Source organism: Neobacillus camarae, from assembly GCF_054950115.1.
The window spans coordinates 152,250-172,595 of record NZ_JBUCKX010000005.1; the positions used below are offsets into that span (position 1 = coordinate 152,250).

The 20,346-nt window shown below is 43.7% G+C and carries 19 protein-coding genes; 15 read left to right on the plus strand and 4 right to left on the minus strand.

From position 1 onward, the window contains the following. Nucleotides 1-11: 11 nt before the first annotated feature. From ACY8D0_RS25620 to ACY8D0_RS25650, 7 genes are all read left to right on the plus strand, one after another. Nucleotides 12-1,241 (plus strand): MFS transporter, encoded by a 1,230-nt coding sequence (locus ACY8D0_RS25620; protein WP_462413287.1) that lies wholly within the window; start codon nucleotides 12-14, stop codon nucleotides 1,239-1,241. Further along, nucleotides 1,234-2,379, plus strand: a complete 1,146-nt coding sequence (locus ACY8D0_RS25625) for an acetyl-CoA acetyltransferase (RefSeq protein ID WP_462413288.1) — start codon at nucleotides 1,234-1,236, stop codon at nucleotides 2,377-2,379. The genes ACY8D0_RS25620 and ACY8D0_RS25625 overlap by 8 nt, the downstream gene beginning before the upstream one ends. 2 nt (nucleotides 2,380-2,381) lie before the next feature. Beyond that, on the plus strand, nucleotides 2,382-2,777 hold the full coding sequence (locus ACY8D0_RS25630; RefSeq protein ID WP_462413289.1) for a Zn-ribbon domain-containing OB-fold protein: 396 nt from the start codon (nucleotides 2,382-2,384) through the stop codon (nucleotides 2,775-2,777). Between the two features lie 152 nt (nucleotides 2,778-2,929). Continuing rightward, nucleotides 2,930-4,270 carry an MFS transporter gene (locus ACY8D0_RS25635; RefSeq protein WP_462413290.1) on the plus strand — a complete coding sequence of 447 codons (1,341 nt, stop codon included), beginning with the start codon at nucleotides 2,930-2,932 and terminating at the stop codon, nucleotides 4,268-4,270. A gap of 110 nt (nucleotides 4,271-4,380) precedes the next feature. Continuing rightward, a complete protein-coding gene (locus tag ACY8D0_RS25640; RefSeq protein WP_462413291.1) occupies nucleotides 4,381-5,001 on the plus strand; it encodes a DUF2269 family protein in 621 nt (206 codons plus the stop codon). A 301-nt stretch (nucleotides 5,002-5,302) separates the two neighbouring features. Continuing rightward, nucleotides 5,303-5,485 carry a DUF3896 family protein gene (locus ACY8D0_RS25645; RefSeq protein ID WP_462413292.1) on the plus strand — a complete coding sequence of 61 codons (183 nt, stop codon included), beginning with the start codon at nucleotides 5,303-5,305 and terminating at the stop codon, nucleotides 5,483-5,485. Between the two features lie 355 nt (nucleotides 5,486-5,840). Then, nucleotides 5,841-6,332 carry a hypothetical protein gene (locus tag ACY8D0_RS25650; RefSeq protein WP_462413293.1) on the plus strand — a complete coding sequence of 164 codons (492 nt, stop codon included), beginning with the start codon at nucleotides 5,841-5,843 and terminating at the stop codon, nucleotides 6,330-6,332. An 83-nt stretch (nucleotides 6,333-6,415) separates the two neighbouring features. Here the strand turns inward: ACY8D0_RS25650 and ACY8D0_RS25655 are convergent, their stop codons facing one another. Together ACY8D0_RS25655 and ACY8D0_RS25660 are read right to left on the minus strand one after the other, a co-directional pair. Then, the gene (locus ACY8D0_RS25655; RefSeq protein ID WP_462413629.1) at nucleotides 6,416-6,595 is read right to left on the minus strand and encodes a hypothetical protein; all 180 of its coding nucleotides are present in this window, start codon (nucleotides 6,593-6,595) and stop codon (nucleotides 6,416-6,418) included. Between the two features lie 139 nt (nucleotides 6,596-6,734). Then, nucleotides 6,735-7,220 (minus strand): C39 family peptidase, encoded by a 486-nt coding sequence (locus ACY8D0_RS25660; RefSeq protein ID WP_462413294.1) that lies wholly within the window; start codon nucleotides 7,218-7,220, stop codon nucleotides 6,735-6,737. Nucleotides 7,221-7,450: 230 nt separating this feature from the next. Between ACY8D0_RS25660 and ACY8D0_RS25665 the strand changes: the two genes are divergently transcribed. Next, entirely contained in the window at nucleotides 7,451-8,350 is a 900-nt protein-coding gene (locus tag ACY8D0_RS25665; protein WP_462413295.1) for a TIGR01777 family oxidoreductase, read from the plus strand. 105 nt (nucleotides 8,351-8,455) lie between these two features. Here the strand turns inward: ACY8D0_RS25665 and ACY8D0_RS25670 are convergent, their stop codons facing one another. Further along, complete coding sequence (locus ACY8D0_RS25670; protein WP_462413296.1) at nucleotides 8,456-8,698, minus strand: hypothetical protein; 243 nt, start codon at nucleotides 8,696-8,698, stop codon at nucleotides 8,456-8,458. A gap of 228 nt (nucleotides 8,699-8,926) precedes the next feature. On the opposite strand from ACY8D0_RS25670, the gene ACY8D0_RS25675 reads away from it, so the two are divergent. Together ACY8D0_RS25675 and ACY8D0_RS25680 are read left to right on the plus strand one after the other, a co-directional pair. After that, nucleotides 8,927-10,597: an AMP-binding protein gene (locus ACY8D0_RS25675; RefSeq protein WP_462413297.1), complete on the plus strand. Its 1,671-nt coding sequence runs from the start codon at nucleotides 8,927-8,929 to the stop codon at nucleotides 10,595-10,597. 1 nt (nucleotide 10,598) lies between these two features. Next, on the plus strand, nucleotides 10,599-12,161 hold the full coding sequence (locus tag ACY8D0_RS25680) for an acyl-CoA carboxylase subunit beta (RefSeq protein ID WP_462413298.1): 1,563 nt from the start codon (nucleotides 10,599-10,601) through the stop codon (nucleotides 12,159-12,161). A 139-nt stretch (nucleotides 12,162-12,300) separates the two neighbouring features. Here the strand turns inward: ACY8D0_RS25680 and ACY8D0_RS25685 are convergent, their stop codons facing one another. Beyond that, nucleotides 12,301-14,736: a SpoIID/LytB domain-containing protein gene (locus ACY8D0_RS25685; protein WP_462413299.1), complete on the minus strand. Its 2,436-nt coding sequence runs from the start codon at nucleotides 14,734-14,736 to the stop codon at nucleotides 12,301-12,303. Nucleotides 14,737-15,081: 345 nt separating this feature from the next. Between ACY8D0_RS25685 and ACY8D0_RS25690 the strand changes: the two genes are divergently transcribed. The 5 genes from ACY8D0_RS25690 to ACY8D0_RS25710 all read left to right on the plus strand — a co-directional run bounded on the left by ACY8D0_RS25690 (nucleotide 15,082) and on the right by ACY8D0_RS25710 (nucleotide 20,335). Next, on the plus strand, nucleotides 15,082-15,897 hold the full coding sequence (locus ACY8D0_RS25690; RefSeq protein ID WP_462413300.1) for a ZIP family metal transporter: 816 nt from the start codon (nucleotides 15,082-15,084) through the stop codon (nucleotides 15,895-15,897). Nucleotides 15,898-16,076: 179 nt separating this feature from the next. After that, the gene (locus ACY8D0_RS25695) at nucleotides 16,077-17,516 is read left to right on the plus strand and encodes an aldehyde dehydrogenase family protein (protein ID WP_462413301.1); all 1,440 of its coding nucleotides are present in this window, start codon (nucleotides 16,077-16,079) and stop codon (nucleotides 17,514-17,516) included. Between the two features lie 450 nt (nucleotides 17,517-17,966). Next, nucleotides 17,967-18,512 (plus strand): NADPH-dependent FMN reductase, encoded by a 546-nt coding sequence (gene ssuE / locus ACY8D0_RS25700; protein ID WP_462413302.1) that lies wholly within the window; start codon nucleotides 17,967-17,969, stop codon nucleotides 18,510-18,512. Nucleotides 18,513-18,566: 54 nt separating this feature from the next. Next, nucleotides 18,567-18,920 (plus strand): hypothetical protein, encoded by a 354-nt coding sequence (locus ACY8D0_RS25705; protein WP_462413303.1) that lies wholly within the window; start codon nucleotides 18,567-18,569, stop codon nucleotides 18,918-18,920. A gap of 74 nt (nucleotides 18,921-18,994) precedes the next feature. Beyond that, entirely contained in the window at nucleotides 18,995-20,335 is a 1,341-nt protein-coding gene (locus ACY8D0_RS25710; protein ID WP_462413615.1) for an LLM class flavin-dependent oxidoreductase, read from the plus strand. Nucleotides 20,336-20,346: the final 11 nt, after the last annotated feature.

Here is a 20,346-nt window from a genome sequence, read left to right on the forward strand (position 1 = left end):
AGGCGCACATCATGTCAGTTCCAATTCTTTTCCTGATGGCGACGATGTTTCTGGCAAGTGTGGGCTTTGGGGTCATTCTCCCGACATTGCCATTTTTATCAAAGCATATTGGTGCATCCTCCTTTGAATTAGGTCTTGCTCTCTCCGTTTTCGCCATTGCCCAATTATTAGCGAGCTCCTTTTGGGGCTCCCTGTCTGATCGTCTTTCTAGACGATCGGTCCTTGTCACGGGTGTGCTGGGCTATGGGATCACTTCGGCACTGCTGGGTTTTTCACCAAATGTAACTGTGTTCCTTATCCTTCGATTTCTCGGGGGAGCGTTTGTTGCTGCTGTATTTCCGCCTACTCAGGCACTGGTGGCGGATTGGACAAAAGCAAGCGATCGGGCACGAATCCTTGGCTATATGGCTGCCATGAATGGAATCGGGTTTATTTTCGGTCCCATCGTCGGTTCATTTTTAGGGATGTTTGGTGTCATGATTCCGTTTATTGGTGTGGGAATCTTATCGGCGATAAACGGAGTTATGGCGTTATGGCTCTTACCAAAAGAAGTAAGGAGAGTCAATCAACCTGCTAAAGTGCCAGGAGTGTCGAGGGGGTCATCCCTTCAGTCTTGGAGAAATACTCTGTTTCAAGCGAATATTTTACCCTATATGTTAGGGACAGTGGTTTTTTCTTTGTCCGATTCTAGTATTACTTCAACCCTCGCGTATTATATTGTTGACCATTTAAACTCGACTCAGGCCATGACAGGCTGGGCGTTTGCAGTTAATGGGGGAATGGGCGCCCTGGTACAGATGACGCTGCTGTCTAAATTTAACTCACGGTTTGGAGAGACCGTCACCATTGTCACCGGGCTCGTCATTGGCGCAGCCGGATATTTAATGCTAGGATTTTCCAATTTTATTCTCCTTGTTTTTGCATCAGTAGCTTTATTGGCAATCTGTCGTGCTTTCGTGGTTCCGATGCTTTCATCGGCGATTTCATTAAGGATGTCCAAAAGCGTCCAAGGGAGGGGCTTTGGCTACCAACAGACTGCCAACAGCTTGGGACGTACGATAGGGCCGTTGATTGCCAGTTGGTTTTTTGTTTTCCATGCTGGTGCACCATTTCTGTTTTCCGGCGTGTTGATTGTGTTATTTCTTGCTTTTTATGGGCTATGGATTCGTTGGTCACGATTCCACCCCCAGAACATACAATCTGCCATGACTTGTCATGAGAGAGGTGAGGAAAATGTCTAAACATGAACGAGTAGCCGCCATTGTTGGAGTGGCCGAATCGGATCTGGGGATTACCCCCAATAAAACCGTCCTGCAATTGCAGGCACAGGCTGCCAAACGTGCATTAGACGATGCCGGATTTACAAAGGATGACGTCGATGCTATTTTCACAGCGGGGAATTGGTCGTGGGCACCCAATATGATGTTGGCGGAGTATTTAGGGATTCAGCCGAAATATACGGATGGAACCAATATTGGCGGTTCTTCTTTTGAATCACATGTTGCGCATGCCGCAGCCGGAATCAGGGCAGGGCTATTCGATGTGGCGCTGATCACTTATGGGAGTACCCAAAGATCCAATCCTATCAGACCTCAGGAAACAGCGGTACGCTTGACTGATCAATTTGAAAGGCCATATGGGCTGCCGACACCAGTGGGTGCCTATGCACTTGCAGCGATGAGGCATATGCATCTTTATGGAACCACTTCCGAACAATTGGCAGAGGTAGCAGTGGCGGCTAGAAGTTGGGCGTCTATGAATGAAAAGGCCATGAAGCGGGAGCCAATTACCATTCAAGATGTGCTAAATTCCCGCTGGATTTGTGAGCCGTTGCATCTGCTCGATTGCTGTTTGGTTACTGATGGAGGGGGCGCCGTCGTGGTGGCCTCGGCCAAAGCCGCCAAACACGCAAAGAAAACGCCAGTCTGGATTCTAGGGCATGGGGAAACACATACACATAATACGATTACCAACATGCCGGACTTGACCGTAACCGGTGCACGGGAATCGGGGCACCAGGCATTCCGTATGGCGGGGATTACTCATGAAGAATTGGATGTCGTCGAAATCTATGATTCTTTTACCATCACGGTGCTGTTGACGTTGGAAGCACTCGGATTCTGTAAACCAGGGGAGAGTGGCGAGTTTGTAAGCGGCGGCCGAACTGCACCTGGCGGCGATTTCCCCATGAACACCAACGGAGGAGGTTTATCCTATTGCCATCCTGGCATGTACGGGATTTTCTTATTAATAGAAGCGGCCAGACAGCTCCGTGGTGAATGTGGCGACCGGCAAGTGCCCGATGCCAAACTTAGCTTAGTCCATGGGACAGGGGGAGTCTTGTCGTCCAGTTCAACCGTTATTTTGGGGAGGGATTAAATATGACGGGTGTGCCAAGGCCGGTACCGGATGGGGATTCACAAAGGTATTGGGAAGGTCTGAAAAGTGGGCAATTATGGATTCAACAATGTGAAGAGTGCCATCAACATATTTTTTATCCACGGTCGATCTGCCCGCACTGTTTTTCGGAGGAGATCGACTGGGTGCAGTCCGGGGGTACCGGTAGAATCTACTCCTTTACGGTGGTCCATCATGCATTCGGCCCTTTTAAGGAACAGGTGCCATTTGTGGTCGCGATTGTGGATCTCGATGAAGGAGTCCGCCTGATGACTCGAATCAAAGATGGTACTAAGCGGCCTTTGATTGATCAGCGGGTCAAAGTCTGCTTTGAAAAGCTGGATGAAGAGTTGACTCTTCCCTATTTCGAACCGGTTTAATCGGTTCGGAACAGCTTTTTATAATAATATGTAAGCGTATTCATCCTTGGTATTGTAAGCCTAAAACTGGTTGAGGGGTGATGCTTAGAGGGAACAGAAAACGGCTGTGAGTGCAGGTAATCCGATTTTGAAAAGAAAAAGGAGGCTACTGTATGGGAAAATCACGGTTATTTTATGAAAAACAAGAGTTAACAGCGTATCCTATTGGGGGACGCCGGGTCTGGTTATTATTTATTGTCATCCTTGCCAATTTTATTGCCGCCTATGAAGCTCAAATTTCACCTGTCGTACCCATGCTTTTAGATGGACTCAAAATGACGCTGGGGGAATACGGACTCATTTCTTGCGCATCTGTTATTGCTGCCGCGATTTCGGCGATGATTTTTGGGCCGATTGCGGATCGCCATGGCCGGGTCAGGTTTTTAGTTCCCAGTTTATTTTTAACCGCTGTATGCGTATTTTTAATGTCAACGGTAGATACGGTAATGGGGCTGCTCTGGGTTCGGGTTCTATTAGGGCTTGTCGAAGGAGTTTCGATTAGTACCACTGCCGGGCTTGTCCGTGATTTTTCACCACGGATGGGGCGGGCACTGGCATATGGTTTTTGGACATTCGGACCCGTTGGCTCTAACTTCTTTGCCAATGCGCTGGCCGCATGGACGCTCCCGATTTTTCTTACATGGGAATCGCAATTTATTATCCAGGGCGCGATTGCGCTAGTGTCGTCCATCCTCATACTATTTAATATCCGTGACCTGTCTCCAGAGCTTAGATCACATGTCATTTCAAATTTGGATCAAGTGGAAAAAGTCAACAAAGTCGTTCAACACGCCAAAAAAGATCAGAACGAAAAGGCTGGGGAAATGTTACGTGTACCCCGGATTTGGGCTTTAAGTATCGGGATTTCCCTATTTCTATTAACCTACCTGACGATCCAGTCATTTGGGACTACATTACTTGTTCAGGCTTTTGGTTATGACAATGCCGAGGCAGCAAGTATCGCCCAGTATTTTTGGACGTTAAATCTAATCACGCTGCTCATTGCAGGATGGATTTCTGATAAGTTAAGACTCCGAAAAATCATTTCACTAATTGGTGCGATTCTGTCGCTCGCCTACACGATGTATTTCGCCACTTTGGTTGGAACAGATATTTCGGAAGGGCAATTAATTGTTGCAACCTCTTTACTTGGCGGGTTCATGGGAATTGCATACGGACCATGGATGGCGCTATTCTCTGAGAACGCAGAGGACATTAAAGCGTCGCTTCAGGCATCTGCATGGGGCCTTTGGGGATTCATCATCCGCGTCGTCGGCATTGCTATGGTACTGATAGTTCCAGTCGTAGTAGGCGGTTCAGGCTGGGATGCATGGTTATGGGTATGTGCCATCGGCGGACTGGTGTACATTCCACTGATCTTTACCGCCAAAGGGCCTTGGTTTAGAGGAAGTTTGTCAGAGGAAGCGGTTCCGCCTCCTGAGGTGATTGGTTAGAAGAGATAGAATCTTCCTTAATCAAGGAAGGTTCTTTTTTTATGCAAACCTACATGGAATAGGGATATTGTCATAAATTCAGTAAAGGACTATCGTCCCGGTAAAATTTTATGTATAATATTTTAGGTAAAATAAGGGGTATTAGTAAATTGTTGTATGGTATTATTTTGTTCATCCACATTTTAGGAGCAATTTTGATGTTTGTTGCTGTTGGAATCACGCTGTTATCCATGATTTCAATGCTTCATTCAAAGAAGACAGAGACGTTGCGGAGTTGGGCTGCTATAGCGGTCAGACTAGACGGGCTACTGCCCTTTAGTGTCATTTTTATTCTGTTTCCAGGATTATACCTGGTTTTTACAAGTTGGGGGTTTGGAAATTCGTGGATCGATTTTTCTCTGGCTATTTTAATCATAATGACGTTCATGGGTCCTATCATTAATCTACGTCGCTTAAAGGCCATTTTGAATGCCGCTAATGAAGAAACACATGATACACCGTCCCTATTATTATTAGAAAAGGTTAAAGACCGTGTACTTTGGAATTCTGTTCTAATTATGACAATGCTAGCGCTAGCAATCGTTTTTTTAATGACTGTAAAAATTGCTATGATAGGATCAATCATTTCTATAATAGCTGCGGTCATCGTTGGTATCCTTTTAGCAAGGATACTGTTAAGTAAGAGATCTGTTGGTACTCCTTTGGATCATCAGAAATCGAACTTAATTTAATTTGTTCAATTTGTAAAAAATGTACATAACATTTTCAAGCTAGTCCAGTATTCTATAAGGAGGTACTGGACTTTTTTTAATTGGTAGGTTGATCTTCGGATCAACTCTCGTGCATCGTATGCGAAATGATATCACACTCTACCGTAAGCAGATTTCACAAATTTGAAACAAATTTACTGAAAAGTTTAGCTTTTTTTTGCTTATAATAAAGGCATTAAGAAAGCGATTACAATTTAGATGGATTGAATATGTCGGGTTAGGTCAAAAATAATTTTCTTGGAGCAGGAAAGGGGCCTTTATAGTGGAATACCAAGAGGTAAAAGAAGTATTAGAAGGCATGAGGCAAGATTTGTTACGAAAATTAGAAGATGCTAGTTTAACAAAAGAAGACAAAATCAATATTCAAAAATCTATTTATAACTATGAGTATATTATAGAATTAACGGACATGAATCATTTTGAGCGTGGATTAATGGTTGGATAATGTATGATGCCAATATCTATCTAAAGTATAAGGATGGATACTGGCGTTTTTTTGTAAGCTTCGAAATCCATAGGCACTTTGTGGGTCTTGTTCACGTTCCCCAACATTCCTTGAACAGCTGGATAGAGAAATCAATCAAAATAAGAACATTAAATTACCAATAAGTTATGATTAACCGGAAGAAGGGGGTTCTTCCGGCTTTTTTGTTTCCCAATGTAACTTTTTACTAAAGAATTGTTGTCTAGTCCATTAAATCAAGCTACTATTTAATTATAGAAGCTTGGTAAGAGAGAAAAAAACATTCCTTATACTTTGGCAAGAGTAGGGGGTGTCAGTTTCCTGGAGGAGAATGTGTATGGCAGAAGTTAAATCAGTCAAAATTGATGGGGAAGTGATCCATGTTTTTAATAGTGCCATTTATATTTTCGAATCTGAAGAAGGCGCCACATTGGAACTGGATTTGATAGTGAGCGAGGTCACGCTTAAAAAATATAAAGACATTGACAACCTTATTCTGGAGATAGAATTAAAGGATGGGAGATTCATCAATTCCATCATGCATGCAAAAGTCCTTCCAGGGGGACTGCCGCAGCTTAATTTATTCTGTGAACTGGATGATTTGATAGACTATGAAGACTTTGAACGGGTCAACGAAAATAGCTCGTCGTTCCCTAATATCGAAAAAGGCATAACCTTGGAGGACATAAGAAAAGTCGAAATGCCCGAAGAAGAAATCCGGCTAAAATTAAAGCTGCCCATTGACCAAGTCGAATGGCTAAAAACCCAAAAAAAGGGGACCCTGAATCAAATAGTTAAAGACTGGATTTATGAGTACTGGAAGAAATAATGTCAAACGATCGAGTAAAAATTGATAAAAAAACGCGCAAAATGGAAAAGACCAGTGAAGGCTGGTCTTTTCCATTTTGCGCGTTATTCAACATAACCTTGCTTCATTAAAAACTCGTGAGCACCGGCTTCATTTTCCTCTTTAACCTGATATTCCAACCCCTTCTCCACAACCTTAGCACATCTCCCGCCAAACTGCTTTAACTCTTCTTTAATCACCTTTATATCCACAGTGCCTTTTAAACGATACATAACCTTCATCACAAAACACCTCCCAATATAACTATAGGGAACCAAAAAATGTTTTCAGTGATAAAAGTTACCACTTTAGTAGATTAGCAGAGTGGGGGACAGGCCCCCGGCGCATTACCGCGTTAACAAGGCGGGGGACAGGCCCCCAAGTTTAATAGGATATGGCCCGTTTGTTTTGGTTTTCCCAAATGGTGTTAAAGTCGGTTTTACTGATTTTTACGTCTTTTTCGTTGGTCCAGCAATCGTTGTAGTAGTAATTTTCTTGATCGTATCCTGTCAGTACCAATGCGTGGACAGTAAACCCGTGGATGGGTCCAACCCATACGACGATTGGTTTGTTATTGGTCAATGATTCTTCTATTTCTTGATGGCTGATACCGGTTCTATTTTTTGAGCCTCCCGCGTAGTTTTTGACCAAGTCCAATAACGCGGCCGGGTAAACGGTCCAGCCATCCTCTGTAAACGGGTCCCCCACATACCCCAATTCAGGATTTTCCGGGTTTCGTGGCATGGCATTTGCTAACGTTACTTTATCTACTTCGACCCCTTTATACTTCAGCATCATGGTAACTGCAGTAATTTCACAGCCCGTTGGCAATTCTGGTCTTTGGCCTATCAATGGTACATTCAGTTTCATCTATCTCTTGCCTCCAAAAATCCTATAATTGAAAAGCCTCACTACAAAAGCCTTCCATACGTTCATCGACTTGATTCTATCATTTCTAACAATTCTTACAATAGTACATTCTATCAAATATTGCGACATATGAATATATCTTGGTTTATCCATGATGGAGATGTATTAAAAAGCAAATAAAGATAAAATATGGTAATCTTTAGGAAGGAATAGGGATTGGAGGCAATTGTGTGAAAATTGTAATTGCTGGTGGTTCAGGATTTATCGGAAAGGAACTCACGGAACTTCTCCTTAAAAATGGCCATAAAATAGTGATTTTAACAAGGAAGGACTTGCCATCTTCAGGTGATGTAACTTATATTAAGTGGCTGTCAAATGGAGCTTCACCCGAAACGGGAATTGGAAATGCTGATGTATTTGTCAATTTAGCCGGTGTATCGATTAACGATGGAAGATGGAATGCAGTACATCAGATGCAAATTTATGACAGCCGGATGATAGCGACTGATGAATTATTAAGAATCATAGACAGGCTGCCGGAAAAGCCATCTGTCCTGATCAATGCCAGTGCCATTGGCATCTATCCAGCTTCATTAAACAACATCTATAGTGAAGAATCTATAGAAACGGCCCAGGATTTTCTCGGCAAAACGGTATCCGATTGGGAGAAAAAAGCCAAACAGGTAGAAGCACATGGCCTTCGTGCCGTTTTCTTGAGGTTCGGCGTAGTCCTTGGGAATGATGGCGGTGCTTTGCCTCTGATGACCTTGCCCTATAAAATGTTTGCCGGTGATACTATCGGATCAGGAGAACAGTGGGTCTCTTGGGTCCATGTGACGGATGTGGTCAGGGCCATCGCTTTTGCTACTATTAATCATGAATTGCGTGGACCTGTCAATGTGGTTTCGCCTCATCCAGTAAGAATGAAAGAGTTCGGAAAGAAGATTGGTTCGGTTCTACACCGGCCGCATTGGCTCCCTGTCCCTTCTTTTGCCATGAAGCTTGCACTCGGTCAAAAAAGTGCACTTGTTCTTGAAGGGCAGCATGTGGCACCAAAGGTGTTAATGGACGCAGGATTTGAGTTTAAGTTCCCGTCTCTTAGCCGGGCTTTGGAGGATTTATTATTATAAAAAACTAGTTAAGGCATTTATATTATAGATTGAATAAAAAAGAAGGAATAGACCCAGCCAGAATGGCTGGGTCAAATTTTTTAAATGTAAAACATAACTTTATTCCTAAAAGAAAAATGGAGAAAATGCAAATCCGAAAAATGGGAAGAAAACCGGAGGCCTAAAGAATGGGCCGCCAAAGAAGCCAAAACCGTACCCGGCGCCGGAACTGGTATGGCCCAATTCCTCTATCTCTAGCCCTTCTTTTCTAACTTTTGCCACCCGGCCCATGGTCCATTCTCCTTCTTTATTTTGAAACCGAATCAATTCTCCTTCTAACCGTTTCGCACTCTGATAATCAATCTGCATGAAGTGATCCTCCTTTAATATGGACTTGTTATAAATTATGAAGGCTGTCCATGTTGCGAAAGGGTAAAAAGTCTATATTATAAAAAATCGTTTTATAGGTTAAAGAAACTCGATTGTGAAAAAATTCCAATTTATGTATAATTTTATATAAATTGAATTAACAATCATGGGACAAGCCGTAAAGTGAAAACGGTTACCTAATTGCTAAAACAAAGGAGGTTAAATGGAATGAAGGAACTACTACAAAAAAGCTGGCCAAACAATGTTCCGAAAACGTTATCGTATCGACTGGGTCAAAGACCATTGCATGAGTATGTCAAACAAAATGCCATCGATTCTCCGGATCAAACCGCTTATTCCTTTTATGGAAGAGACATATCTTGGAAGGAACTGGACGAGTCGATCAGCAGGTTTGCCCAATTTTTAGCATTAAATGAAGTGAAAAAAGGGGACTGTATTGCTTTATTTTTGCAAAATTGCCCACAGTACATTATTGCCCATTATGGAATTCAGCGTCTTGGCGGAATCGTCGTCCCGTTAAACCCAATGTATAAAGAAACCGAACTGGAATACCTAATCAATGAAGTAAATGCAAAAGCTGTGGTTGCCGGTCAAGAGCTTTATCCACGAATCGCAGCAGTCCGACCAAAAACTCCTTCCCTTAAATTTATCGTCACCACAAACTACGTAGATTTCCTGCCCGATGTAACCACACTACCATTGCCAGTGGAATTAAAATTGGAAAAGCATCATATCCATGATTCATATGATTTCTTGGAAACATTGGCCGACAATGAGCCGTTTCCACATAGCGTTGAGGTCGATCTCTGGAATGACATTGGCTTAATGGTGTTTACTTCAGGAACAACCGGCAGACCAAAAGCGGCCATGCTGCCATACGGCAGTGCCTTGTTTAAAACAGCCGCCACTGTTTCCGCGAACCAATTGGACCCGGCCGGCAGGATTCTGTCCATTGCTCCCCTATGCCATATAGCAGGCATGGTGATGGGGGTGAATATTTCCGTCTATAGCGGGGTTGAATGTGTTTTATTAACCCGTTTTGATCCCATGACCACGGTGGAGGCAATTGAAAAATACGAAGTGGCCACCTGGTATAGCATAGCCCCGATGAATGCAGTGATTTTAAGCATTCCAGGGATAGAAAGCCGAAACCTAAGCTCTTTAAAAAGAAATCTGGCTACCAGTTTTGGAGTGCAGGTTACCGAACAATTAGCGGATAAATGGAAGGATGTGACCAGCGGCTGCATCTTACATGAGGCATCATACGGTTTAAGTGAAACTCATACCTGTGATACGTTTATGCCGCTCGACAAGATAAAATTCGGCAGCTGCGGCATCCCGGTCTATGATACCGAACTTAAAATCATCGACCTGGAAACGGGCGATCCAGCAGGACCTGGTCATAAAGGGGAAATTATCATCAAAAATCCTGGCGTGTTTAAAGGTTATTTACACCGGCCAGAAGCTACAGCCGATACGCTCCGGGACGGCTGGGTCCACACAGGTGATATCGGCAGTATCGATGAGGATGGATATTTATTTTTCCATGGCCGGCTAAAAGAAATGATGAAAGTCTCCGGATACAGTGTATTTCCGGAAGATGTGGAGGCACTCCTTAACGAACATCCGGGAATCTTGCAAAGTGCGGTAATCGGTGTACCGGACGAAACTAAAGGGGAAAGCATCAAGGCTTTCATCGTATTAAGGCCCAATTATAAAGGAAGCATTTCCGAGGAAGAGCTCATTGCGTGGGCCAGGGAGAAAATGGCGGTTTACAAAGCTCCTAGATTCGTAGAGTTCATTGACCAACTGCCCGCCACCAGCTCTGGAAAAGTATTAAGGAGACTTCTAAAAGAACCACAGGGAAAGGAAGCTTGACGTGATCGAACAAGAAAAGGATATCGTTAAAGAAGCAGTGAATGATTTATTGGAACGAAAAAGGCGGGCCAATTTAAATGGAGGTTTAGAAAAAATAAAACGCCAGCATGAAGCCGGCTTTTATACAGCGAGAGAGAGAATCAATTTGCTGGTAGATCCGGATTCGTTTATGGAGCTTGGCATGCTGAACCATTCTGATATGGCAGGTTCGGAGGATAAAAGTGCCGGTGACGGGCTGATTGTGGGTTTGGCCAAGGTCAATGGCCGTCCGGTAATGGTCCAAGCCGGCGATAAAACTGTGTTTGCCGGAACAGAAGGGGCAGTCCATCTAAGAAAAGCCAAAACGACCCATGAGTATGCCTTAAAACGGGGGCTGCCCATGTTTTATCTCCATGAAGGCGGCGGATTAAGAATGCCGGATGGAATGGGGTCCGACGGCATCAGCGACAAGCTCTTTCCCCAAGAAATGCTGACACACAACAGGGAGGTTCCGTCCATTACTAGTATTTTGGGTGATAGCTTTGGCGGGCCGACCTGGACAGCCGTTTCCACTGATTTTGTCACCCAGCTGAAAGGAACCTGTATGGCGGTAGCCGGCCCAAGAATGATTGAGATGGCAACTGGCCAGCAGGTTTCCAATGAAGAGCTGGGCGGCTGGAAGGTACATGCGTATCAGACCGGACAGGCTGATGCTTTCGGAGAGACAGAAGAGGAATGTATTGCCCAGATGAAAGATTATTTTAGCTATATGCCTCTTAACGCCAAAGAAGAGCCGCCGTATAAGGAAACCGAGGATGATCCCTATCGGCTCGTTCATCCGGTGTTGGATATTTTACCGAACAAAACCAATCGCGCTTATGATATGAAAAAAATCATTGCCGAAATCGTGGATGACCATCGGTATTTTGAATATAGGGCATTACATGGTCCGGCCCTGTTAACTGTTTTTGCCAGGATGGGCGGCCGCACGGTAGGAGTCATTGCCAGCCAGCCGATGAAATATGCGGGTGCAGCGGGTGTCCAGGAATGTGAAAAAGCAACCGACTTTATTGTCCTGTGCGACTCATTCCATATTCCAATGATTTTCCTGCATGATACGCCTGGATTCCGTGTCAGTAATGAAGCAGAGAAGGTGAAAATCCCTACTAAAATCATGGTGTGGAACCAAGCTTTGGCACAGTCCACCGTTCCCAAATTATCCGTCGTTATTCGTAAAAGTGTCGGTGCTGCCTATGGGAACATGTGCGGGCCATCCATGGGTGCAGACTTTGTCGTCGCATGGCCGACCGCCGAGATCAATTTTACCGGCCCCGAAGTCGGAATTAACGTCGTCTATGGCCGGCAGCTGCAAGAAGTAGAAAATGCCAAGGAAGTCCGCCAACAGCTGTTGGAAAAATGGGCCTTCGACAGTTCGCCTTACAAAGCGGCGGCCAAGCATCTCATTGATGATGTAATCGACCCGCGGGATACCCGAAAATTCTTATGCAGGGCATTAGAGTATGCAACCGTAAAAAACGGTACAAAGAGTGAGAGAAGATTGGCGAACTGGCCGACTGGATTTTAAAACTTGCCATTGGTGGCGGTTGCGAGCTTGGAGAGGCTTGCTGACCGATGGATTAACTAGAAAAGGAAACAGAGAATTTAAATATAATAAGTAAAAAAGCAGAAACGGTTGTCTCTGCTTTTTTTGCTTATAATTGAGATTATCTTACATTACTAACATATGGTGAGTAAACATAACCTATGATGCTCCCGTATTGGATATAATACCAGGAACCTGTTTTGGTGAAAACCGTGACAGTTTTTTTTTGAAGTGTTCCCAATACTTTAGAACTTGTAGATGCGTTTTGCCTAATGTATACGTTCGTTGCATTGATAGTACCAGTTAAGGTTTTGTTTAAGGTGATTTTGCTTGCTGCCGATGACGTGTTGCCAGCCGGGTCCTTGGAAATGATTCCAAACGAATAATCCCCATTTGCCATAGACGTTACATCCCAATCGAACGTATATTTGCCTGGTGCTTTTGCCGCGTCTTTTTCAAGATACTGAATGATTGTTCCGTTGGCATTCCGGACATAGACAGTGACAAAGGCGTTCTCGTTGAATGAAAAGGTTACAGATGCCTTTTTCGTTGTATTGTTATAAGAACTGGAAACATCTTTAAGAATAGGAGCCGTTGTATCCGGTTTGAGCAAAGTAAACATACTGGCGGACGATGATTTGTTGCCGGCGGCGTCCCTCGTGATGACCCCAAACGAGTAATCCCCGTCAGGAACAGAAGTGGTATCCCAATCAACAGTATACTCGTCCGGTGCTTTTACGGCATCTTGTTCAAGATATTGAATAATCGTTCCATTAGCATCACGGACAAAGGTTGTGACAAATGCATTTTCGTTAAATGAATAGGAAACAGACGCCTTTTTCTTGGAATAGTCAATAGAGCTTGCCACATCTTTAAGAACTGGGGCCGTTGTATCCGGTTTGACCAAAGTAAACTTACTAGCAGCCGATGACTTGTTGCCGGCAGCGTCTTTGGTGATAATCCCAAACGAATAATCCCCGTCAGGGATAGAAGTGGTATCCCAGTTAACCGTATACTTGCCTGGTGCTTTTTCGACATCTTGCTCAAGATATTGAATAACCGTTCCGCTGGCATCACGGACAAAGGTTGTGACAAGTGCATTTTCATTAAATGAATAGGTGAGAGAAGCCTTTTTCGTTGTATAGTCCATAGAGTTCGCCACATCTTTAAGAACGGGGGCAGTGGTATCCTGAACAGGTGAAGGTAGAACTGGAATTTCCGTTACAGGATTTTTCACCTCGGTCATCGTGGCAGGGCTAGTTGTTTTATCAGAAACCTCATACATCGTTAAAATCGAGACTCCTGTATAATAAAACTTTAAGATGTCTTCATAGGTTTTCCCTGCGTCCCCCATATTTTTGGCGCCCCATTGGCTCATTCCCACACCATGACCATCGCCGCGGCCTTTGACGTTCACCTTATCGGTTGCCGTATCAACCTGATCAACCAGATAACTTAACATCACGCGATTTCCAATGATCGAACGTACTTTTGCAGCGCTTGTATCTTTAAAGGTAATCTGTTGAGGAATTAATTTACTGGTAGGGTCCGTGATATCTTTTACTAAAAAGTTAACGGTCATGCTGGCTTTGTTAACCCGTCCGCCAGTTCCGATATCATAAAGAGAAAAATCAGGGATGGAAACAATTTTAATCTCGCTATTTGCATAACCATTGCTGTAAAGCCAAACCTTAATATTATTGGTTATGGCAGTATCTGCTTCTTTCACGGTGGTCCACCATTCAGAGGATTTGGACAAATCTTTACCGTTTAAATCGATTTGTGTTTTGTTGAAGGAAAAACTCCAAGGAGTTACCGGGTCGTAGTTATCTTGCCTGATGGATAAATAAGGTACAAGGGTATTCCCCCATGCATTGGCATTATTTTCGGTCATGCCGCCGTTACTGGCTGAATAAACCGTATCAATCAACCGGCCATTATATAGAAGGACCTGTCCTTTTGTTTCATCCACCGCCTTCGTGGTACTAGGGGTCCAGATGTAGCCGCCGTATACCTGAAAGGAAATCGTATCGTCAATAATTCCCCCATTGGTGTATTTCATGGCATAGGTTCTCGCCGCCACGGCCTGCGATTTCAATGCTCCAATATTCCAGGAAGGATACATTTCAATCGGTACAACACCTTTTAAATAATCTTCCATGTAGACTGAGTTAATTGGCCGGACATATTGATTAATCTCAACGGTAAAGTCAAAACTTCCCAAATAGGAACGATCGTTGATGGAAAGCTGGGATCTTGAATCGACGGGCTGTGCGGACAAGGTATTATATGAACCTAGTAAAATACCATCTTTGTATAATGATAATTTTCCGTTTATTTGTTTTAGCTCATATATGGTACCAGACTTCAGAACCACATTGCTATCGTTTGTTATATAGTCACCATTTGATTTTAGGACAATGGCTGTTTTATTGCCGAGATAGTTAATTAACTTGACTTTCACAACTGGTTCAATTTGTTGGGCCTGAACGTTGGTAAATGGAAGCAAGGAAACGATAATGGTAAATACCATTAATAAATGCAAAGGTTTTTTCACCCTTTTGTATCCCCCCAAAGTAATGGTGTAATTTGATTACCAAATAATCATATAGTAATAGTTTGACAGGAAATAGAGGCATATTTTTGCCAAATAAAAGACGATAAATCGCTATAAATCAAGGCCGGCATGGAAGATTTGACCAGAAGGAAATACCAATAATAAGTCAATGCTTTTAACGATAAAATTGAGTGGAAGAAACAGGGGAAATATTGGTGAATTATAATTTTATTATGTAACCTAATTATATAAGTCCATCCTAAAAAGCAAGTATTTTGGCAAAATGCAACAAACTATGCTAATTTTATAAAAAACAACACGTAAGAGTATTTGGAGGCTATTAATATGCTGGATTGGTTTGAGAGTCTTCCGGCTGTCGCTCAAGCGGCTTTGGGCACGTTATTTACCTGGGGGATGACAGCAATTGGCTCTGCATTAGTGTTTACAACAAAAACAGTCAATCAAAAATTTTTAGACAGCATGCTGGGGTTTGCCGCCGGAGTCATGATTGCGGCCAGCTTTTGGTCTTTGTTATCACCAGCACTTGAAATGGCAGAAGGAGGTTCCCTGCCATCCTGGCTGCCTGCGGCAATCGGATTTCTTTCTGGTGGTTTATTCTTATTAGTGGTTGATAAACTCTTGCCCCATTTACATCCAGAACTGCCGATGGAGAGGGCGGAAGGAATTCATCCTACCGGCAAAAAGAGAAGTACGTTGCTCGTTTTGGCGATCACCTTACATAATATTCCCGAAGGGCTAGCGGTGGGAGTTGCGTTTGGTGCTGTTGCCGCAGGATTTCCTTCCGCTTCGTTGTCCGGTGCGATAGCCTTGGCCATCGGAATTGGAATTCAAAATCTGCCGGAGGGCGTTGCGGTAGCCATGCCGTTAAGGCGCGAAGGAATGTCAAGAACAAAAAGTTTTCTCTATGGCCAATTTTCCGGGCTGGTTGAACCGATCGCAGCCATCATTGGGGCGTTGTCAGTATTGTTTATTCAACCTCTGCTCCCTTATGCCCTCAGCTTTGCGGCAGGAGCCATGATTTTTGTTGTGGCGGAAGAGGTGATACCAGGTTCACAGGAAAACGGTAACACCGACCTTGCATCCATCATCATGATGATCGGTTTTACCATTATGATGATACTTGATGTTGCACTAGGTTAATTTCATATAGAAAAATGGTAAAGAAGATCTTTCTACGACAGTCTTCTGTCGTCTTTTTTGTTGTCGTATTAGCTAGTTCATTTGCATAGTTAATAGCAGAAGCTTTTTTTATTTGCACGTGAAAATGAACTCCAATTGGCCTATCAACCTAAAAAAACTAAATGGATTGAGGTGTAGAAATGGCTGTTTATCCAGATTCTAAACAAGAATTATATATTAATGGAAAGTGGGTCCAAGCCAAACATTATACAAAACTGCAATCGCCTTACACCGGGGTAGTAATTGCGGAAATACCTGCCGCTTCAGAAGAAGAAGTGAATCAAGCCATTGAGGCCGCTTTTCAGGCAAGACCAGTTATGGCCAAATTGCCAGCCCATCAGCGGGCTGCAATTTTGGAGAAAGTGGCCAGTTTACTGGAAGCAAAGGCCGATCATGCAGCAGAGACGATTGCCCTAGAAGCTGCAAAGCCGCTTGCTGCCGCCAAACGAGAAATTGCCAGGACAATCCAAACCTATAAATTCGCGGCTGAGGAAGCCAAACGCATCCACGGGGAAACCCTGGCATTGGATGCCGCTCCCGGCGGGGAAAATAAACTCGCTTTTACTACCCGCGAACCGATAGGGATTATTGGGGCGATTACACCGTTTAATTTTCCGATGAATCTTGTCGCCCATAAATTAGGTCCGGCCATCGCAGCAGGCAATACAGTTATCCTGAAACCAGCTTCGCAAACCCCGCTTTCGGCCTTTTTGATTGGCAAACTATTCGAAGAAGCAGGGCTGCCGAAGGGTGCCTTGAATATTGTAACCGGAAGCGGAAGGGACGTGGGGGATCAAATCGTATCGGACCGGAGAATCAGTATGATTACCTTCACCGGTAGTCCCGAGGTTGGGATTGGCATCCGGAATAAGGCGGGTTTAAAACGCGTTACCCTCGAGCTTGGATCCAATTCCGCCCTTATCGTTGATCAAGGGACTGATATTGAAAAAATCATGCCCCGATGCATCGTTGGAGCTTTCGATTATCAAGGTCAGGTGTGCATCTCCTTGCAAAGAATTTATGTCCATGACAGCCTGTATGAGGCATTTGTCGAGAAGTTTGTGGAATCTGCCAATCAATTGAAAATCGGTGACCCATTACATCCAGCCACCGATATTTCGGCATTAATTTCGAAAAAAGACATCGAACGGTCGTTGAGCTGGATCGAGGAGGCTAAACAAGGGGGGGCGACCGTTGCGACAGGAGGACACGCCCAAGGAAATGCTTTGTTGCCGACGGTTATCCTTAATGCTGACCCTAAAATGAAGATTTCCTGCCAGGAAGTGTTTGCCCCGATTGTGCTTATTAATAAAGTATCATCACTTGATGAAGCCATTCAGCTAGTCAACGATTCTCGCTACGGCCTTCAGGCGGGAATCTACACCAACCGCCTTGATGCTGCATTAAAGGCTGCTGATGAACTCCATGTTGGCGGGGTCATGATTAATGACATTCCCACTTTCCGTGTCGACCAAATGCCATATGGCGGAGTCAAAGAAAGCGGCATGGGTCGCGAAGGAATTAAATATGCGGTTGAAGAGATGACGGAATTGAAGTTAGTAGTTATTAATCGCAATTAGGTAGTCTATTTTTTTAGAGCACTGTTGAAGGATATTGTTAATTTTAGCCACTGCTGATTGGTATGAAAGGCGCTCGACCCCTACGAGAGTATGTGGCCGAGGAGACTCTGAGGAAAGCGGGCACTGGAACGGAAACCAACAGCCCAATTAAAAGGGTCTTATAAAATCGTACAGAATTTTCAAAATGCAAGTTGACAGGTAGGAATAATATGACATATAATCTGATTATTAAAAAATGAATCAAAAAGCCGATCGGTAAACTGAAGGCATAACCTATGGAACACGGGGTTATGCCTTTTTTTATTCATTTTTTTAGAGTGAAGTTGCAAAAGTCAACTTTAAAACCGAGTTAACCTATATGTATAAAAGCAATTAAACAAACAAAAAGTCTTGCTGATCGTAAAAACGAAGGCTAGGGTTCAAAATAATTCTTTTATAGGAGATGATTGTATGACTGCTGTAGCCATTATTACCGGTTCACCGAATAATCACTCAAGGCTAAATGGATTGTTGGATTTCGCAGAAAAATATCTGGATGAAAGAAACATTCCCTTTGAAGTGATTAATGTCCATTCCCTGCCGGCGAAAGATTTGATTACCGCCAATTTTGATAGTGAGGAAATCCAACATGCCAATCAAATAGTGGAGAAGGCTGGGGGGATTATCATGTTAACACCTGTGTATAAGGCCTCCTTTTCAGGAATTTTAAAAACTTATCTTGATTTATTGCCGCAAAAGGCATTGGAAAATAAAGTGGTTCTGCCTTTAGTGATTGGAGGCTCATTTGGCCATTTATTAACCATTCAATATGCCTTAAATCCGGTACTAAATGAATTGGGAGCAAGCCATATCCTCAATGGTGTATATACGATTGATCAACAAATCCAACGAATTGGAAAAGACCAATTCTATGTACAGGAAGAACCTAAGCAAAGATTAAGGAAAGCTCTTGATGGATTAATGATTGGCCTAAACGGACCTTTGAAACTTCGATAGAAAAGGCAACTTTTTAATAGCTTCAGAGTTCAAATTGAAGGGAGATAGACTCAGGTGCCGAAGACCGTTTTAAGAATAGAAGATGATCCCAAGCCTATCATCAAAACGTCCTTGCTCGACAGCGAGTATTTAAATCTTCCAGATTTGGAATTTTATCAGCAGTGCCATCAACTCTATCACATCAATCGGGGGGTTTTTAATACCATCGATTATTGGTTTTTTGGATATGGTGTGATCCATATCATTTATCGAAGAATCTATATATTGGCTTTTCTTGATTTTGTAAAAGAGACGTACCCGAATCCCACTCCGCAAAAATTTATTAAATTTGGGCATGGTGGCTTGACCGTCAAACTGAATGAATTTATAAAGGCGAAAAAACTCAATCATAATTATGTGACCAGATAACTGGAGCAGCTTTTACAAAAGTTGCTCCTTTATTGTTTTTAAAAATATGGGTAGAGGAGACGTTTAAGGTGAAAATGAACAAACCGCAAATGAAACTAGGAGCCTTCTTTATGATTCCAGGCCATCATGTCGCAGCTTGGAGGCATCCTGAGAGCAGCACCGAACAGCTATTATCCTTCGATTTATACCGGAAACTAGCGGAAACAGCGGAACGTGGCAAATTTGATATGATTTTTTTCGCCGATGGAAATGCGGTGCATGACCGGAACGGCATTGGGATTGAACAAACCGTAAATGTAAGGCCGGATCCGATGACACTGCTCGCTGCCTTGGCGGTGGTCACCAAACATATCGGTTTAGCTGCTACCGCCTCCACCACCTATAACGAACCATTCCATTTGGCAAGGAAGTTTGCCACCATTGACCATTTGAGCGGCGGCCGTTCCGCTTGGAATGTCGTCACCTCGTCCGATGAGTCGGAGGCGCTGAATTTCAGCCAAGAGCGCCATTTGGTTCACAGCGCAAGATATGAACGCGCCGAGGAATTTGTGGCACTGGTAAAAAAACTTTGGGACAGTTGGGAAGATGATGCGCTCCTCATCAATAAACAGGCTGCTAAATTTGCCGATTCTTCCAAGGTCCATCAGGTAAATCATCAAGGGGAATGGTTTTCGGTCAAAGGACCATTGAACATCTCAAGACCTGTTCAAGGACATAGTGTCATCATTCAAGCGGGGTCATCGGAACCTGGCAAAGAACTGGCCGCCAAGACGGCGGAGGTCATCTTTACAGCATGGCAGACATTGGGGGAGGCGCAGATGTTTTACCGTGATGTGAAAGGCCGGTTACAAAAATACGGAAGGTCAGAGGATTCGTTAAAAATCATGCCAGGTGTTTTTCCCGTAATCGGCAATACCGAAAAAGAGGCTAAGGAAAAGAAACAATATTTGGTGGAATTAATTCCGGAACAAGTCGGGGTGGGCTTGCTTTCCGCCCTCATCAGCTATGATTTATCGCCATTTCCGGTGGATAAGCCGCTTCCGGATTTGCCTGATATCCGTGATATTAATGGAGCAAAAACAAGATTCCAGTTGGTAAAAGACCTTGGAGACCGAGAAAATTTAACCATCCGTCAATTATATCAGCGTGTCGCCGGTGCAAGAGGTCATCGGGAAATTAGCGGTACACCGATACAAATCGCCGACCAGATGCAGGAATGGTTTGAAAATGGGGCTGCCGATGGATTTAATATCATGCCGCCTTACCTTCCTGGTGGATTGGAGGATTTCGTCGACTCGGTGATTCCGGAATTGCAGAACCGGGGATTATTTCGCAAAGATTACACCGGTCAAACTTTGCGCGATCATTTGGGTCTGGAACGACCAACTAATGTGTTTCAAAAAGTCAATGCCTAAACCATCTAACG

Excerpts from the sequence above, each read along its gene's own strand:
- ACY8D0_RS25630 (WP_462413289.1), top strand. The coding sequence starts at position 2,382 with ATGACGGGTGTGCCAAGGCCGGTACCGGATGGGGATTCACAAAGGTAT.
- ACY8D0_RS25690 (WP_462413300.1), top strand. The coding sequence starts at position 15,082 with ATGCTGGATTGGTTTGAGAGTCTTCCGGCTGTCGCTCAAGCGGCTTTG.
- ACY8D0_RS25625 (WP_462413288.1), top strand. The coding sequence starts at position 1,234 with ATGTCTAAACATGAACGAGTAGCCGCCATTGTTGGAGTGGCCGAATCG.
- ACY8D0_RS25695 (WP_462413301.1), top strand. The coding sequence starts at position 16,077 with ATGGCTGTTTATCCAGATTCTAAACAAGAATTATATATTAATGGAAAG.
- ssuE (WP_462413302.1), top strand. The coding sequence starts at position 17,967 with ATGACTGCTGTAGCCATTATTACCGGTTCACCGAATAATCACTCAAGG.
- ACY8D0_RS25710 (WP_462413615.1), top strand. The coding sequence starts at position 18,995 with ATGAACAAACCGCAAATGAAACTAGGAGCCTTCTTTATGATTCCAGGC.
- ACY8D0_RS25675 (WP_462413297.1), top strand. The coding sequence starts at position 8,927 with ATGAAGGAACTACTACAAAAAAGCTGGCCAAACAATGTTCCGAAAACG.
- ACY8D0_RS25670 (WP_462413296.1), bottom strand. The coding sequence starts at position 8,698 with ATGCAGATTGATTATCAGAGTGCGAAACGGTTAGAAGGAGAATTGATT.
- ACY8D0_RS25660 (WP_462413294.1), bottom strand. The coding sequence starts at position 7,220 with ATGAAACTGAATGTACCATTGATAGGCCAAAGACCAGAATTGCCAACG.
- ACY8D0_RS25620 (WP_462413287.1), top strand. The coding sequence starts at position 12 with ATGTCAGTTCCAATTCTTTTCCTGATGGCGACGATGTTTCTGGCAAGT.
- ACY8D0_RS25635 (WP_462413290.1), top strand. The coding sequence starts at position 2,930 with ATGGGAAAATCACGGTTATTTTATGAAAAACAAGAGTTAACAGCGTAT.
- ACY8D0_RS25650 (WP_462413293.1), top strand. The coding sequence starts at position 5,841 with ATGGCAGAAGTTAAATCAGTCAAAATTGATGGGGAAGTGATCCATGTT.
- ACY8D0_RS25640 (WP_462413291.1), top strand. The coding sequence starts at position 4,381 with ATGTATAATATTTTAGGTAAAATAAGGGGTATTAGTAAATTGTTGTAT.